Origin of the sequence: Enterobacter cloacae complex sp. S1, from assembly GCF_014930525.1 — a bacterium.
Classification (GTDB): domain Bacteria; phylum Pseudomonadota; class Gammaproteobacteria; order Enterobacterales; family Enterobacteriaceae; genus Enterobacter; species Enterobacter hormaechei_C.
In genome coordinates, this window is sequence record NZ_JADBRE010000079.1 from 1 (window position 1) to 554 (window position 554).

At 35.2% G+C, this 554-nt stretch carries 1 protein-coding gene; it reads left to right on the forward strand.

Annotated features, from left to right (window positions below):
- Positions 1-554, forward strand: a 554-nt coding sequence (locus IM290_RS21505; protein WP_193354515.1) for an AIPR family protein, incomplete at both ends; no start/stop codon positions are given.

Consider the following 554-nt stretch of genomic DNA (forward strand, 5'->3'; position numbering starts at 1 on the left):
GTTATATCAAGTAAGTAATGAAGCTCAGGAGGTGAGAGAGATTGATTCTGAATTACAAAATTTAGCGAATATTTATCAAATTCATATCGAATCATTAGCTTTACCCACAATCTCGCAATTTATGTCAATTCGTCCTAAGGACATTAATGCAAGCATGATAGTTAGTAAGGATGCATTAATGTGTTACAGTGAAGACAACAAGGCAACGGCTAAATCTTATATTTTAAGAGTGCGCTGTGATGAGATAATCAGGATTACATCAGATAATGAGCTTATTAGGCGGGAAAGAAATATCGAAGATATATCGGTGTTAGCTGATTCAACTCTTGAGTTTGGCGTTCTCTTTGATAATGTTAGAGGGTTTGTAAAAAACTCCAAGTATAATCCTAATATTGGGGCTACTATAAAAAATAACCCAACTAAGTTCTTTATGTATAATAATGGTATTACCATGGTAGCTAAATCAATATCAGCCACAAACCTGGCAGGCAATCAATCAATGCGATTGGATATTGACGGCTTTCAAATTGTCAACGGTGGTCAAACGCTTAGAG